The organism is Azospirillum aestuarii (assembly GCF_016632405.1).
GTDB classification, from domain to species: Bacteria; Pseudomonadota; Alphaproteobacteria; order Azospirillales; family Azospirillaceae; genus Azospirillum; species Azospirillum aestuarii.
Window position 1 is genome coordinate 1 of record NZ_JAEPIV010000055.1, and the last position, 14,195, is coordinate 14,195.

13 protein-coding genes are annotated in these 14,195 nt (G+C 65.9%); 8 read left to right on the forward strand and 5 right to left on the reverse strand.

Annotation, left to right across the window (positions count from 1 at the left end; genetic code table 11):
* The first annotated feature begins 502 nt into the window (after positions 1–502).
* From JJL56_RS31620 to JJL56_RS31645, 6 genes are all read left to right on the forward strand, one after another.
* Positions 503–847: a LexA family protein gene (locus JJL56_RS31620; protein WP_200487750.1), complete on the forward strand. Its 345-nt coding sequence runs from the start codon at positions 503–505 to the stop codon at positions 845–847.
* Between the two features lie 160 nt (positions 848–1,007).
* Positions 1,008–3,038, forward strand: coding sequence for a site-specific integrase (locus JJL56_RS31625; RefSeq protein WP_200487751.1), 2,031 nt, complete (start codon positions 1,008–1,010; stop codon positions 3,036–3,038).
* 4 nt (positions 3,039–3,042) lie between these two features.
* On the forward strand, positions 3,043–6,270 hold the full coding sequence (locus JJL56_RS31630; RefSeq protein ID WP_200487752.1) for a bifunctional DNA primase/polymerase: 3,228 nt from the start codon (positions 3,043–3,045) through the stop codon (positions 6,268–6,270).
* Positions 6,271–6,764: 494 nt separating this feature from the next.
* Positions 6,765–7,334 (forward strand): hypothetical protein, encoded by a 570-nt coding sequence (locus JJL56_RS31635; protein WP_200487753.1) that lies wholly within the window; start codon positions 6,765–6,767, stop codon positions 7,332–7,334.
* Complete coding sequence (locus JJL56_RS31640; RefSeq protein ID WP_200487754.1) at positions 7,331–7,987, forward strand: hypothetical protein; 657 nt, start codon at positions 7,331–7,333, stop codon at positions 7,985–7,987. The genes JJL56_RS31635 and JJL56_RS31640 overlap by 4 nt, the downstream gene beginning before the upstream one ends.
* 350 nt (positions 7,988–8,337) lie before the next feature.
* Positions 8,338–9,345: a hypothetical protein gene (locus JJL56_RS31645; protein ID WP_200487755.1), complete on the forward strand. Its 1,008-nt coding sequence runs from the start codon at positions 8,338–8,340 to the stop codon at positions 9,343–9,345.
* Positions 9,346–9,609: 264 nt separating this feature from the next.
* Here JJL56_RS31645 and JJL56_RS31650 read toward each other — a convergent pair whose 3' ends face one another.
* The 3 genes from JJL56_RS31650 to JJL56_RS31660 all read right to left on the reverse strand — a co-directional run bounded on the left by JJL56_RS31650 (position 9,610) and on the right by JJL56_RS31660 (position 10,424).
* Entirely contained in the window at positions 9,610–9,879 is a 270-nt protein-coding gene (locus JJL56_RS31650; RefSeq protein ID WP_200487756.1) for a DUF6953 family protein, read from the reverse strand.
* Positions 9,876–10,070 (reverse strand): YodC family protein, encoded by a 195-nt coding sequence (locus JJL56_RS31655; RefSeq protein WP_200487757.1) that lies wholly within the window; start codon positions 10,068–10,070, stop codon positions 9,876–9,878. The genes JJL56_RS31650 and JJL56_RS31655 overlap by 4 nt, the downstream gene beginning before the upstream one ends.
* Positions 10,071–10,172: 102 nt before the next feature.
* Entirely contained in the window at positions 10,173–10,424 is a 252-nt protein-coding gene (locus tag JJL56_RS31660) for a hypothetical protein (protein ID WP_200487758.1), read from the reverse strand.
* Positions 10,425–10,761: 337 nt separating this feature from the next.
* On the opposite strand from JJL56_RS31660, the gene JJL56_RS31665 reads away from it, so the two are divergent.
* Both JJL56_RS31665 and JJL56_RS31670 read left to right on the forward strand, forming a co-directional pair.
* A complete protein-coding gene (locus tag JJL56_RS31665; protein ID WP_200487759.1) occupies positions 10,762–11,010 on the forward strand; it encodes a hypothetical protein in 249 nt (82 codons plus the stop codon).
* A 16-nt stretch (positions 11,011–11,026) separates the two neighbouring features.
* The gene (locus JJL56_RS31670) at positions 11,027–11,302 is read left to right on the forward strand and encodes a hypothetical protein (protein ID WP_200487760.1); all 276 of its coding nucleotides are present in this window, start codon (positions 11,027–11,029) and stop codon (positions 11,300–11,302) included.
* A 22-nt stretch (positions 11,303–11,324) separates the two neighbouring features.
* Here JJL56_RS31670 and JJL56_RS31675 read toward each other — a convergent pair whose 3' ends face one another.
* Entirely contained in the window at positions 11,325–11,549 is a 225-nt protein-coding gene (locus JJL56_RS31675) for a hypothetical protein (protein WP_200487761.1), read from the reverse strand.
* Between the two features lie 62 nt (positions 11,550–11,611).
* Positions 11,612–13,603: an SNIPE associated domain-containing protein gene (locus JJL56_RS34000; RefSeq protein ID WP_200487762.1), complete on the reverse strand. Its 1,992-nt coding sequence runs from the start codon at positions 13,601–13,603 to the stop codon at positions 11,612–11,614.
* Between the last annotated feature and the right edge of the window lie 592 nt (positions 13,604–14,195).

A 14,195-nucleotide genomic window follows, 5' to 3' on the forward strand; every position in this document is an offset into this window, starting at 1 on the left:
AAAAAACAGCCTTTCGGGGAGGGGAGGAGGTTTCGGCTCCCGCAGCGCCCTTCCTCCGGTTCAGGTAGCCTGAACACCTTGCAATACCTACGGTTTCCGTGAACCAGGGGACGAACCGGCTCCGGTCCGGTAACCCGGAGTGGATCGTCTATGTTGTTGTTTGTATTAAGAGAATGAATGAACCAGAACCTGAACCAGATTCACCTTCTCCTGAACCAGTTCCATGCACCAGGGATTCCTATCCGGTACCCCCTGGTCCACCCTCTGGTCCACTCCCAAACCATTGATTTGCCAACGTGTTGTCGGGCCGTGAACCGGCAGCGGCGCGCGAACCAGTACCTCTCTCGGGTCGGGCGGCGGCCCAACTTTTTAGCGCGTTGACAACCAGAACGTATCGGGAACATCCTACAGCCTGGCCCAAGCCTGGTCGGAAAGGGGTGACAGGGAGGTATGCAGGATGGCAGTCTGTTTGGTGTCAACATTGAGTCCGACAGGGAAACGAATGCCGACGGCCAAGCGCGCCACGCCCGTGGAGCTTGACGAGGAGCTACCGTTCCTGACAGCGCGACAGATGGAGGCCCTCACCTGGGTCGTCCGGTTCTGGCGTGCCCACAGGTACGGCCCGACCCAGCGCGAGATCGCCGCCGGGATGGGAGCCTCGTCGCGCACCGCCACGGCGGCCCCGTTCGTGGATCCGCTTGTGGCGAAGGGGTACCTGGAAAAGACGTCTGCGCCGAGCCGGAACCTGAAGCCGACGCGCCGGGCGATCGAGAAGCTGATCTTTGAGGGAGTGCTGGGGAAGCAGGACGACGACGAACAGCCGGACCTGTTCCGGCCACAGGCATAAACGACTTCGGGCGCCAGCTGGAACTGGCGCCCGAAGCAGCCCCTGGTGGGGGAATTCCGTTTGGCCGCGGAAGTCCCCCGAATCTAGGGCATCCGAGGACGTGCGTCAACGGACCGCACGCACGCCGCCGCGCGTCCTCATGGGTTAGGGGGAAGGACGGATGGACACTCTCACGGTCGGCGCCGTCCCGGCGCCGGGGGCGGCTCGCAAGGAAAGTCTGGCCGTCGCCATGCCGACGATCGCTGACCTCAAGGCCGAGCAGGAGAGGCGCGTCAAGGCCACCAGCGCCAGCAGTTGGCCGAACTACAAGACGGCGCTCGCGAAGTTCATGCAGGCCACGGGCCTCTCGGACTCGTCCCCCCTCGTTCCCGGCATGACTCTGGCGTTCAAGGACAACCTCCGGGTCCTGATCGAGGAGAACCCCCTCAATCTGGCCTCCGCCACCCTGCTCGGCATGAAGAGCCGCCTCGTCGACTGGCACCAGACCGCGGTCCAGATGGCGGCGGTCGCCGCCGCGACGGAGAGCGGCTCTTTCTCCGCGTACCTGAAGGCGCTCATTGCTAAGACCGGAAAGTCGCAGAACGAGGTCGCCAGGCAGGCCAACATCCCGCTCGGCACGTTCGGTCGATGGTGCACCGGGTGGGCTGTGCCGTCGCCGTACGGGTTGAAGGGGCAGGCGCACAAGACGATGCCGCAACTGAAGCGGCTCGACGCCGTGTTCGGCCTGCCGGAAGGCACCGTGCTGTCCCAGCTTCACCGATGGGAGGTGGTCGAGGTCGCCAGCAGCAGGCGAGCGATGCCGACGGCGGCCGTGGCCGACGCCCGCAACCTGACGGCGGTACCCCTCCGCCTACAGGAACTGCCGCCCGGGATCGAGGACGTCATGGAGCGGCACCTGCGTTTCAAGACGGAACGCTTCCCCGGCTACACCGGCGATGGCAAGCCGATGAGGCGGTCCAAGAAGGCCAAGTGGAGGATGATCGGCGACGAGTGCGCCACCGCCGACCTTTTCCGCGACGTGGTGACCACCTTCTTCGGTTGGCTCACGCTCCCATCCTCCAAGGCGGCCGCCGCGGACTACATCCGACGGCACACGCGGTATCCGCTGACGCCGGAGGAGGTCGCGGAACTCGTGCCGAGCTACACGGGAAAGGGCTACGCGCCCGACCAACTCGACTTCTGCCAGATCACCGAACCGCCCCTTGTCTCGGAGTTCCTGGAGTGGCGAACGAAACGCACCGGGGGGGAATCCGGCCAGTCTGCCCTGGTGATGGGCCACATCCGCGCCCTCATCCGGCCCGACTACGGCTTCCTGTGGCAATACCCGGAAGCGGCCTGGAAGCACATGGGATGGGAACCCGTGGACGGGCGCCAGCCGTCGCAGAGTGCCATCTACCAGGAGCGCATGAAGGAATGGCAAGCGGTCTGCGCGGAGCGCCACACCGTCCTCGGCGACATGGCGGCGGAGGTGGGGAACTCGCGCAAGTCTCGCGACCCGAAGGTTCTTCTGCGTCCCATCGTCGACCACCCGGATCCGCTGTCGATCCTCTCCTCGATCATCCGCCGACACGAACTCGACCGGCCCATCGCCAACGAGGGGACGAAGATGAAGGCGATGTGGTTCCGCGACCAGCTGCTCCTGCGGATGATGGTCTCCAACCCGCTGCGGAACCGGAACTACCGTGAGATGACTTGGAGGCCGGACAACACCGGGAACCTCTACAAGCGTTCGGGCGGGAGTTGGCGGCTGCGGTTCGCGCCGGAGAACTTCAAGAACGAGAGGGGAGCGGCCAAGTCGGCCTACGACGTCGAGATCCTGCCCGAGCTGTGGGCGCGCATCGAGGAGTACGTTGAGGTGCATCGTCCTGCACTCCTGGGCGACCGGCGGATCGACAACGTCTTCGTGACGATCAAAGGCACCGCCTTTACGGAATGGACGCTCTCCGACGCGATCTACAGGGCGACGCACCGTTACCAGACGGTCATCCCCGAGGCCGCCGGGTTCCGCAGCCATGCCATCCGCCACATCGCCGCCACCGCCTGGCTGAAAGCCAACCCGGGCGACTACCTGACGGTCGCGCTGATCCTCCACGACAAGCTCGAAACCGTGATGGAGAACTACGCCCATCTCAAGGCGGGCGACGGCCTGGCCCGGTACGGCTCGTGGATCGGCGGGAAGCTCGGAGGCTAGGGTCATGGGCGCCGTCGAGAAGTTTCCCGCCACCTCCCCCGTCCTGGACGCCGCGCTGCGGTACGCCGCCCGCGGATGGCCGGTCGTGCCCGTCTACGACATCGACGCCGACGGCCAGTGTGGCTGCGGCAAGCCGGGCTGCACGAACAAGGGGAAGCACCCCAAGGCCGCCAATGGTTTCAACAGCGCCGTCACCGACGAGGCTCTGATCCGTCGGCTGTTCCGGGCCTTCGCCAACGTGGGCATCGCCACGGGCCGCACGGCGGGCATTTGGGTCCTGGACATCGACGCCAAGGACGGCGGCGAGGACACCCTGCTGGCCCTGATCGAGCGCCACGGCGACCTGCCCAACACCGTCGAGGCCCGTACGGGCGGCGGCGGCCGCCACCTGTTCTTCCGCTACCCGCCGGACCGCACCGTGCGCAACACCGTGAAGCGCCTCGGCCCCGGCCTGGACACCCGGTCGGACGGCGGCGGCGTGGTGTCCGCCCCGTCCGTCCACGAGAGCGGCCGTGCGTACTCCTGGGCGCCCGGCCTGGGGCCCGACGACCTCGACCCGGCCGACGCGCCGGACTGGCTCTACGACCTGCTCGACGCGCTCGACCGGCGCTCCGCGGACCGCGTCGCAACGATGGTCGGCGTGCCCACGCCCGAACTGCGCAACGTGGTCGCCGGGTACGTCGAGAAGGCCCTCCTGGACGAGACCAGGAAGGTCGCGTCGGCCACGGAAGGCATCCGGAACGTCACCCTGGTGGAGGCCGCCCGCAACCTCGGCGGCTTCGTCGGCGCCGGGGTGCTGGACCGCGCGGAGGTCGAGGCCAGCCTGACCACCGCCGCCCTCCTGTGCGGCCTGACGAGGCCGGAGATCGTCGCCACCCTGAAGTCCGGCCTGGACTTCGGCGTCGCCAGGCCGCGCGATCTGAAGAACCTGGGCGTCGTGCAGCGCGAGCAGAAGCGTCCGCAGGCGAACGCCGAGGCGCAGGCCGTCCGGCGCAAGCGCCTCCGAGACAACCCCTTGGCCTCGGAATGGCTCGCCCGGCTGGGCCTGACCGCCGAGACCGTCGAGCGGTTCGGCTTCGGCCTCGACCAGCCCTACGAGAGCCCGAAGACCGGCAAGGTCTACGCGGATTCCCTGACCTTCCCGCTGCGCGTCGCCGACGGCACGCCGGTCTCGACCATCTGCAAGGCCGATATCCGCGGCGTCACGAAGAACCCGAAGGGCGCGCTGTGGTCCAACGGCGACCCGCAGACCTTCTACGCCGAGCCGCAAAGGGAGCAGTCCGCCGTCCTGGTCCTCGACATGCCGGATCTGTGGCGCCTGTGGCAGGAGCTTCAGGGCACCCCCGCCGCCGACCGGCTCCAACTGATCGCCTCCTCCCAGGACGCCGACCTGCCCTCGGAGTGGCGCAAAGCCGAGTTCTGGGACCGCTGGAGGGCCATCTACGTCTGCACCCGCCCCGGCGAGGGCGCCGAGAAGACCGCGCTGCTGATCAGCCGCTCGGCCGGGCAGCCGGTCATGCGCGTGCCGCCGACCCGGGGCCGGTCGTGGATCGAGGCGTTCGACGGCGGCGAGGACGTCGACGGCCTGGAGGAGGCGCTGACCGGCGCCGTCGAGATCGCCGACCGCATCGAGGAGGAGCGCGCGGACAAGGAGGTGCCGCTCGGTCGCCTGGCCTACCGGCCCCTCGACATCGGGCGCGCCTACCACAACGGCAACCTCTACTACCCCTGCGACACGCTGATCCGGGCCCACGAGACCGACAAGGAGGGCAACGTCCGCACCGTGGAGCGCATCGAAACGGTCGTGGTGCGTTCGGACGCCAAGCTGCTGCACGCCGTCGAGGTGCCCGCGCCGAAGAACACGCCCCTCGACAAGCGGGTCATGCGGCTGAACGACGGCACCCTGATCGACAGCATGCCCAAGGCGTCGGCGTCGGCCAGCTGGTCCTGGCCCGCCATCACGAAGTGGCTGGACGAACGGCAGGCGGGCAAGAAGGTCAAGCACCGGCCCCTGGCTGCCATCCTGGCCGACGTGATGGAGGCGCTCCGGCGCAGCCTGTGGCTCCCCTACGAGGACGACTACGCCGTCCTGGCCCTCGCCGCGGCCGCCAGCTACTCCCAGGCCGTCTTCCAGGCCGTGCCCCTGCTCCTCCTGTGCGGCTCGGCGGGTACCGGCAAGTCCACGGCGGGCATCATGATGGCGCAGATGTCCGCCAACGGCACCATCGTCGGCCAGGTGAACGCCGCGGCGGCCGCGCGCCTGATCCACGAGACCAAGGGGCTGATCGTGCTGGACGACCTCGAGGGAATCGCCGCGAAGGCCGGGCGCGAGGGCGGCAGCTTCAGCGAACTGATCCAGTGGCTCAAGGTCAGCTACAACCGGGACACGGCCACCAAGGTGTGGGTCGACGCCAGCCGGGGCTTTAAGGTGGAACGGCTCAACGGCTTCGGCATCAAGGTCATCAACAACACCCAGGGCGCCGACAGCATCCTGGGCAGCCGCATGATCCGCATCCAGACCGTGAAGATGCCGGAGGCGGTCGCCAAGACGCGCGTCGGCCTGACGCCCATCCCCGCCGACCAGGTGCAGCGCCTGCGCGACGAGCTCCACGCATGGACGTTCGACCACGTCGACCAGATCGCGGACACCTACGCTGAGGTCTGCCCGTCGGCGTCGGAGCGGTCGGAGGAGATCGCCGCCCCGCTGCGCGTGCTGGCCCGGCTGGCGGGCGACCCAGTGCTCACCGCCCGGCTGGAGGCCGCCCTGGCGCGCTCCAAGGTGGCGACCGTGAACCCGGACACCCCCGAGGAGATCCTGGACGAGGCGGCCAAGCTGCTCGCGCAGCAGGGCTACAAGGAGATCAGCCCGACGCACGTCATCATGGAGATGAAGCGCCTGGTAGATGCCTACTTCGGCCAGACGTCGACCACGGAGATCCCCGAGTTCCAACAGCCGGAGTGGGTCGGCCGTACCCTGCGGAATCGGGACATCGTGGACCCGGCGTCGGCCGGGCGCCGGGAGCGGCTATACGGCAAGAACCTGCGCATCTACCCGTTCAGCCGGAACTTCCTGATGCAGGCGCTCGACGCCGACGTGCCGCCGCCCGAGAAGGACGCGACGGCCTTCTGCGCCGGGTGCGATTCCTGCCCGTACCGTGGCCACGGCTGCTCGATCATCGACGCCCGGTTGGAGGCCGAGAAGAAGGCCGCCAAGCGCGCGGCCCGGCATTGAGGAGGGGGTATGCTCGCCTTCCACACCCCTGAGAAGCCCCCTTCCGTCGTCCGTGAACGGCGGAAATCCTGGGTTCCGGCCTCACGCCAGCGTAACCGCCGGTTCGCCGTCCCATCGGTTTCCTCATGCGAAACGGTGTCCGTATCGCATGAGGATATTGTTCCAGTTTTGACATTTTACATGAGGAAACTACAACCGGGCGACCCGGCGAAACGGCTGCCATGTCGCCGTGTCGCAGGAGTTTCGGGCCGTCACGCTGGCGTGCAGGCCCGGCGAAGCCGGTACGGGGGCATCTCATCGGGCGAGAAGCCCTGGAAGGCCCCGGATCTGAGCGTTCGCCAGCGTAGCCGCCGGTCCAAGTTTCCTCATGTGAAACTGCGACAATTCTCCATGAGCGCAGTGCGCCCATGGAGCCGTTTTCGCGTTCTCTCACGCCACGGTTTCCCGTGGGAGAAGTGCGCTCATGTCCCCATGGGAAACCGTGGAACGGTGCCATGACGAAACCCAAGAGGCCCAAGCCCACCCCGCCCCCGCAGTTCGGCGCCCTGGCGGCCGCGTTCTCGGATCCGGCCAAGACGGCGGCGAATGCCGCCCCGGCCAGAAACGACCGCGTGCCGCCCTTCCTGCGGGACGACTACACGCCGCCCGCCGGTCAGGACAGCCGCCAAGCGCCCCAGGAAGCGTCTCCGGCGCCCGCCGCGGCTCCCGAGGCCCCCGAGCAGGCGAAGGCGCCTCCTGCCCCCTCCAAGGCCGCCAGGACCCGTTCCGGCAAGCCCAAGGAGGTGAAGGTCGAGACGGTCGTTGAGGCCCCGCCCGTAGATGATCGCCATCTCGATCTCGACGACATCCCCGTGAAGCGGAAGCCTGGGCGCCCGAAGGCCGACGTCGAACTCGTCAACCAGACCTTCTCGTTCCGCGCCGACCACCTAGCCGAGCTCCACAGGATCACGGCGGCCGAGTACGGGCGGCTGGGCCGCAAGGTGGTGCCGTCGGAGGTGCTGCGCAGCCTGCTGGACATCGCCTTCGAGCAGGTCCGCAAGAGCGGCGAGAAGGTGCTGCCATGAAGACGGTGGCCTTCCTCGGCCGCAAGGGCGGCAGCACGAAGACCAGCTGCTCGCACCTACTGGCCATGGCCGCCGGTCTGGCCGGGTGGGCGCCGGTGATGGTCCAGACCGACGTGCGCACCGCGACGCCCCCGGCCAGCGTCGAGGGGCGGCCCTACTGGCTGTTCGGACTCCAGGCGACCGCTCCCGACCAGGCGGCCGCGGCGATGGTCAAGATCATGGAGGAGGCGGCGAAAACCGAGGGCAGCCTGGTGGTGCTCGACGGCGGCGCGAACCGGGACGCCGTCGACGAGGCCCTGGCGGGCCTGGCCGACCTGGTGATCGTGCCGGTGACGGACGGGCCCGAGGACCTGGAGGTCGCGGTGGACGACCGGCGGCGGCTCATGGCGCACCTGAAGGCCAGCAAGCGGCGCACGCCGGTGAAGCTGCTGCTGAGCCGCTGGCCGGGGCGGAAGGACGAGTTCGAGCGGTTCACGCGGCAAGAATACGTGGCGTCGTTCCTGCGCGACACCGAGGGTGCCCGGCTGGCGACCGTAGTGCCGCGCATGCTCTCGACCAAGGCGCTGCTCGACCACACGGCGCCGGAGAGCGGACCGGCCGTGCGCAAGGTCGGCCGGGCGCTGCTAGACGAGGTCACCAAGCTGCTGCTGTGATCGTGGGGCGTCTACCTGCGGCTGCCACACATGGCGGCATGGTCTTTTTTGCCGACGCGGGGCGCTGCCTACTCGCCAAAAAGGAGTAGACCGGCAGGTTCCGGTAGCTCATAAAAGCGAAACCCCGGGAGGAGCGGTCTTTCACGCCTGTCCCGGGGTTCTGTCTGTCGCTCCAAGGCATCACTGCCAGAAGGAGCCTGTGCTCGCAACTTGGTGTCCCGATGCCGAAGAGTCAAGCAGATTTTAGGTATGATGAAGCCACTTTAGATAACCTCTGGCTGAGTCTGTCAGCGCCACGCATGGGCACATACATGCGAGCGGCTGGCCGAAACCGACTCTACGCCACTCAATTGTACAAGTGGAACGCTAGGCTCGCGGGAACACTGATCTTCCCGCTTCATATCGCCGAAGTGACGCTACGCAACGCTGTCAATCAGGCACTGATTGCCGAGTTCGGGGCAAACTGGCCCAACAGCGTGCGTCTGAAAGCGATTCCCCGATCGCCGAGTCAGCAACTGAATTTCGTTGAGAAGGCGGTGAAAAAATCCGTCAACAGAATTCAGAGTGAGCAGAAAGCCGTAACACTGGACCAGATAATAGCGAACATGAGTTTCGAGTTTTGGGTGGGCATGCTCCATCAGGACTACGAGGCCGATATATGGGACAGACATCTCCGCACCGTCCTACCGAACCTTGCGCGCCACGAAGGCCGCGCCGACGTCGCGCTCCTCGCTATCTCCGTCAAGAGCTTGAGAAACCGCGTATCTCATCATGAGCCGGTTTTCGGCGCCTCAATGGACCTGACTAGGAAGCACAGTGAAATCCTTCGGCTAATCCGGCTTCGCAACAAGCAAACATCCTACTGGGTACGTGACCACAGCCGCGTGATGAGTGTCCTGCGCGAGAAGCCTGTCGCCCCTGGTGCCAAGCCGGTCGGCGGCGCGCCACTGCGCGGCATGGCCTACAAGAATATCCCCGTTCTTCCTGGAGACACCCCGATCTCGCTTCTGATTACCGAGATCAAAGCCGCCGAGAAATACGTCCTCATACAGGACGACAAGGGCACGGACCACGTCGTTGGTCCATCGACAGTCTACGCTTGGCTTGAGCATTGCGCACAGCAGGACGATGGACTTGTCGATCTGACCAGAACACCGGCTTCCGACCTCATCACTGCCGGTATGTGCCTGTCCCACCAGTATTGCGTAGCCGACATCAGTGAGTGGGAGGCCACGTTCATTTTCGAGAAGCAGGAGAAGGCGGGAAATCCGATTGACGTCCTCATACTGACCAGTAACGGCCAGCCTGGCGGTGCGCCTCAAAATTTGATCGGCGTCGCGGATCAGGCTCTCCTATAATCCCCCGCATGCTCTCGACCAAGGCGCTGCTCGACCACACGGCGCCGGAAAGCGACCCGGCGGTGCGCAAGGTCGGCCGGGCGCGCCGGGCGACGGCCCTGGGATTACCGTGTGCGGCGCCGGTCCCAGCGGTCGTAGAGCGCGAGGCCGTAGCCCAGGGCCACGAGCAGGGCCGGAATGCCGACGCCGACGTAGAGCGCGTACCAGTCCATTCCAAGCCCCTCGCGAAGGTGTTGCGCGAACCGCCTGCGTAGAATGGTAGGGCTAACCACGAGCCGTGCGCGATGGCTCATCCTCAGCGACACGCCAACGCCAATACCGCTCAGGCTTGACCCAAACCACCGTTGTTTCCGTCAGCTTCAGGAAGGCGGCAAGAACTGCCTTGCCTACCACCTGATTGCCGTCCGCGTTTTCGGTCAGCAGGTCTTCCCTCTTCGCCTTTACGAGGTGGTCCACCACATCGTCCTGGTAGAGGCAGCCTTCACGCTTGACCTGCGCAAGCATCCAAGCCGCTACCGTGTCGGGCGTCATCATTCGGCCTCGGGCTTGGGCTTAACCTCCTCCAAGGAATCGACCTGGAAATGGCCCTGCTCCAACTTCTTGCCCGCGAACCACTGCGTGTAAAGGTAGCCGCTGCTATCCGTCTTGGACTTGACCGTCATATCGGGACCGCCAGACTTCAGCCGGACCAGCTTGCCGATCGGGAATTTCTCGCCGCTGCTCATTTTCTTCTTTCTCACGCATAAGGGTTAGGGTGTGCCACGAAACTAATCGTTGTCATGACATCGGGGAAGACGTGTTTTCCGACGAGCGGCGGAAGACGACGCTTAGAAGCCTCGGAAGGCGCGGCGCGGATCGCCCTGGGCCTTGCGCCCGGCGTCGTAGGCATCCGCCAGGATCTTGTTGTCGATGTCGTAGAACGAAGGTCGATACCCTCCCGGCTCCTCGCCCAGGAACTCGCTGAACGGCCGTGCCGTCCTGCCGATGCTGATCTGTTCGAGTTCGTCGGGGGTCAGGTCGACCACACCGGCGGCGGCTTCAAGGGCAGCACGAACCGCCGCTTTCGAATAGTTGGACATGGCGCTATTCCTCCTCTCTTCTAAACAGGGAGTGGTGGCGGTCGCTCGCCGCACCGTATAGGTAGCGCAGTCATATGCCTTGTCAACCTATGCACCCGAAGTCTTGCACCGCCGGAGACCAAGGGGCCACCAGGGAACTGCTCCGGCAGCGGCGCGCCAGGCAAGACTTGGGCTGATCATTCCAAGGGACCGTGGAAACAGTGGGTTTTCTCATGCGGAAGTTTCACATGAGGATACTACAGAAAGGACCGGCGTCCCTTGTTCTAATACTTCTGTCCTACTGTACGGCATTTAATCCTTGGTGTAACCTGGCCCGGCCTACGGCAGGGAGGTGGCGGTGGTCTACGCGGGGGATGACGAGGACGAGGAAGGCGCGCCGGTGCGCCGGGTCGGCGGCTGGGTCCACATCCGGGGCCTGGACGGTCGGCGCGTGTGCGTGCGCTCGGTGAGCGCGGTGGCCGACGCGGACATCGACGGCGCCGAGACCGTCATTCACGCGAGCGGCCGCGAGATCGTCGTCGCCATGCCGCTCGACCAGGTGATCGCCGTCATCGGCGGCGACGGCGGCGGGCGCTCCCGGTGGTGAACGAGGAGGACGAGCCGTGATCCCCGAGGAACCCTCTTTCCGTGTCGAGGCTCGCATCATCCGGCGCGGCCCGGACGGCTCGCTCGTCGTCTACGAGGTGAAGCTCGTGCGGCCGTTCAAGCGCGTCTACGAGGCCGAGGTGGAAACCATCGACGACGCGACGGCTGAAGCGGTCGTCAGCACCATCCTCCGGCAGGTGGTCGCGGAACTCGGGCCGCAGCTGCTGGTCGCGGCGCGCGGCGCACAAGGGCGACCGCTCCCCGGCGCCGAGGGCACCAGGACGGTGCAGTGATGGAACGGGAACCCGTACTGCGTCACCGCTCCGAGTGGGGCAGGATAGCCGTCCGCGCCCGGGTGGATCTGCACCGGGTGCATCGGTAGCTGGCGCGCCGGATGACGCTCACCGACCCTCCGTAGCCGAACCGCTCCAGGAGCTCGGCGCCGTCGAACCGGCGGACATGGCCGCACTCGCAGGTGACCTGGAGGTAGACGCCGTGCCGGAGCAGGTCCCCGACCATCTCCATCCGCTTCGTGCTCACCAGGCCCTCCGCGCCGCCGCCGGACTAGGATAGCACACCTAGCCCCGCGGCGGCCCCGCGTTCTACAGCGACGCCGGGAACTCCTCGACCTGCTGCTCCTGCGCCAGTTCGATGATCTCCTCTCCCGGCAGCGAGCGATAGTATTCCTCGGCCTCCGCCTGATCGACATAAACAACATCGGGGAACTGCTTGAGCACGATCTCCTTCAGCGTTTCCGACGGCACCTTGAAGAACTCCTTGCGACCGTTCACGCGGTTGACCCGGTATGCTTCCAGGGCTGCGTGCAGGTTCCGCTCCAGTGCCGGGGCGTCCTCGGTGAAGATCATCGCGTGGACGTCGAAGGAGAACGGCACGGACGCGTCGCCAAGTTCACGGACGCGGTCCGTGGGGTCCAAGCGGCGGGTCATCCCGACCTTGAAGACGCCCTCACCGAAGGAGCCGATGTTGGAGATCACGTAGACGTGGCCGACGCGCGTCTGCTGCGCCAGCGACAGCGCCCGTTCCTTGGCGGCAGTCGCCTCGGCCAGCTGATGCTCCAGTTCACCGAGCCGGGCCACCAACCTGTCGTGGGCGACGCCGGTCGCCGCCTCCAATTCCGCCTTGGCCGCCTCCAACGCCTCCCGGCGCTGCTCCTCCTTGACCTCGGCGCGCCGGATCTCCGCTTCCAGTTCCCGCTGCGCCCGGAGCTCCTCACGCTCCTGGGCACGCTCCTCGCGCAGGGCTTCCTGCTCTTGCTTCCTGCGCAGCGATTCTTCGTGAACGAGCCGGAGCTCCTCCAGCTTGAGGCTCACATAAGCGTCGGTAATGGTGATCTTGTTGCTCTCGTTGAGCTTGTCGATGGCCTGCCTGGACTTCTCGATGCGCTCGCGCATGCGCTCGTAATTCTTCCAGGAGACCTTCTGGAGGATCGCCTCGCATTCGTTGTTGAAGGCCCGCAACGCCAGGCGGATGTTCCGCTTGGTCATGGTCTTGCCCTTGGCGACGCTGCCGTCGACCGTCCAGTCGATCGGGCAGACGAGGGCCTTCTCGTCGCTGATCATCTGCTTCTGGAACGCCCTGTTCGTCTCCAGCGCGACGGCGTACTCGGCAGACGTACCGAACGAGAAAGTCGGCTCGTAGATGCCGAGCTCCGCGAAGTCGAGGCGGTTCTCCAGCGCGGCGACCTCGTGCGACAGCCGATCGTAGATCGCCTTCTTCTCGGTGTAGGAGGCCCGCAGATCCGCCTCCTGACGCAGGAGTTCCTGAATGGTCCCGCGGCGCGCCCCGGCCTTGACGTCCAGGTCGACGACCAGTCGGTGGTGGGCCTCCATTTCGGCACGGGCGGCCTCCGTCTTCTCCTGGGCGGTTTCCATCTCGGTCCTGGCGGCTTCCGCCGCCGCTCTGGCAACCTCCGTCTTCTCTCGAACGGCTTCCATCTCAGCCTGGGCGGCTTCCGCTGCCGCCCAGGCGGCCACCGCCTTCTGCTGGGCGGCTTCCATCTCAGCCCTGGCGGCTTCCGCCGCCGTCCTGGCAACCTCCAACTTCTCCTGGGCGGACTCCATCTCAGCCCGGGCTGTTTCCGTTGCCGACTTGGCGGACCCTGTCTCAGCCTGGGCGGCTTGCATCTCGGCCCTGGCGGCTTCCGCCGCCGTCTTGGCAGCTTCCATCTCAGCCTTGGCGGCTTCCGCCGCGGCCTTGGCGGACTCCGTTCTCTCCTGGATGGACTCCAACTCAGCTTGGGCAGTTACCGCCGCCGCCCTGGCAACCTTCGTCCTCTCTTGGGCGGACTCCAACTCTGCCAGAGCAGCTTCCTCCGCCACCTTGGCGGCTTCCAACGCTGCCCTGGCAGCCTCCGTCCTCTCCGGGACGGACTCCAACTCAGCCCGGGCGGCTTCCGCCGCCGACCTGGCGGCCTCTGCGGCTATCTGAGCGGTCTGTGCAGCGGCGGCGCGGCGCCGGGCAGTGAGCCAGCCCGCGCCCGAGATGACGGCGGCGGCAGTGGTCCCGGCGAGAGTTCCGAGCACCACGGGAGACGTCGCCAGCACATCGGACAGCACACTGCCGATACCAGACACAGCGAAACTCCATGCGCGGTTGAGAAATGGGACTTTATATGCCTCAAAAGCGGGGCAGTAAACCGCTGTGCGACCGCAAAGGTAGCTGTCGAATACGCATTATCGACTTCGGCTTCTCTACTGGTCAGGGCTGCCTAGCGGCGCGATCAAGACCGCCGAGTCGGGTCGAGCGACACCTAGGCGAACCGAAAAATCCGACCCCGCCCGAAGCATGCCAACATTGTCGGATCCGAAAAGACTAGGCACCCGCCGAAGATGAAAGTCGCGATTGCTAAGTGCTTGTAAAGCAATGTTTTACGGTCTGCCGATCACCCGAAAATAACAAGACTTGGCAACTGGTTCACGCAAAACGCCTGCCCCCTCAAGAAGTCGGAATCCATCGCCTCCTCTTCCGTCTCCATCGAAATTCTCCGTTATGTTTCAAAGGATTAGTCGAGATCGTCCGGCGGGGTTCGATGCCGTTTCCGTGTCATCCTTGTTAAGGCCCCACAAGAAGGTTTGTTAAACCGCCGAAAAAACAGCCTTTCGGGGAGGGGAGGAGGTTTCGGCTCCCGCAGCGCCCTTCCTCCGGTTCAGGTAGCCTGAACACCTT